The organism is Pseudomonas sp. 05N434, assembly GCF_056396965.1.
This window is the reverse complement of sequence record NZ_JBFTMK010000921.1, coordinates 1-1,079: the sequence shown is the minus strand read 5'-3', so window position 1 is coordinate 1,079 and position 1,079 is coordinate 1. Positions and strand designations below refer to the sequence as shown.

At 53.6% G+C, this 1,079-nt stretch carries 2 protein-coding genes; one reads left to right on the top strand and one right to left on the bottom strand.

All coding sequences use genetic code 11. From position 1 onward, the window contains the following. Positions 1-305 (top strand): histone-like nucleoid-structuring protein, MvaT/MvaU family (locus tag AC1DLB_RS30725; RefSeq protein ID WP_477786371.1); only part of this gene is annotated, 305 nt, incomplete at its 5' end. Between the two features lie 174 nt (positions 306-479). Here the strand turns inward: AC1DLB_RS30725 and AC1DLB_RS30720 are convergent. Next, positions 480-1,004 (bottom strand): DUF4946 domain-containing protein, encoded by a 525-nt coding sequence (locus AC1DLB_RS30720; RefSeq protein WP_477743148.1) that lies wholly within the window; start codon positions 1,002-1,004, stop codon positions 480-482. Positions 1,005-1,079: the final 75 nt, after the last annotated feature.

The following is a 1,079-nucleotide window of genomic DNA, read 5'->3' as shown; positions in this document are numbered from 1 at the left end:
TGGAATCTTTGAAGAACGATGCCGGTCTCAAAAAAGAAATCGAATTCGAAGAAAAGCTCCAGGGGCTGATGAAAACCTACGGCAAGAGCTTGCGCGACATCATCGCCATCCTCGACCCGCACCCGGCGAAATCCGGCCTGCAGCAGGCAACCGCCCCTAAAACCCGCCGCGCTCGCGTGGTCAAGGTTTATCAGAACCCGCACACGGGTGAACTGATTGAAACCAAGGGCGGCAACCACCGCGGCCTGAAAGCCTGGAAGGAACAATACGGTGCAGCCACCGTTGACTCCTGGCTGCGCGCCTAAGCGCTCACGGTAATAAAAAAGCCCTGCCAATGCAGGGCTTTTTCATGGATGCCGTCTAAAATGCGACGATAGTCGCCGATCAATTCGCTATAGCCTGACTAACTTTGTGCTTAATCCGTTTGGCTATCTAAAAATCCGGGCCATGCTCAAAAGCGTGGGTACAGAAACCTTAAACTAAAGTTTCAAGCTGATTCGAGCTGCCTCTATGTCGCCCTGACTTGCCTTATAAACCTCAGCCTGCCCCGCGTAGGAAAGAACATAGGCTTTATCGCCGTCCACTGCGGCGACCAATGTTTGAGACAACACATGTCGACCGTTCTGGGTAATGGTGCAGGTAGTTTCCAGCGCCGATAACCGGCTCAAGGCAGTCGGATGAATTTTGTTGCAGACGCTCTGATAGCCGCCCTGAAAAAAGTCCTTCTGCACGGACTTGCGCATTTCCAGTAACACACCTTCCAGATTCACCTGATGACCGCTTTCCACTTGAGTCATGGTCAACTCCATCACCATTACCGGTGTCCCGTCCTGGTCGTTTTTTACCGCGCGCTGGCGGGAAACCTGAGGTTTGGCCTCGTCTTGCGGCACGGTCTCGACTGTCCATCCATTGGGCCAGGTCACGACCGGAGCTTCTGCATCAGCACGGGTAACACCTGAAAGCAGACACATAAGGACGAACATCAATTGACAGGGTCGGATCATTGTAATGAACACTCACGGATTGAGCCGCGAAGTCTGAGCTTCACCCGCCCGGCAGGCAAGCCTGCGGTTTTGGTT

Coding starts and splice junctions, on each gene's coding strand:
- AC1DLB_RS30720 (WP_477743148.1), bottom strand. CDS start 1,004: ATGATCCGACCCTGTCAATTGATGTTCGTCCTTATGTGTCTGCTTTCA.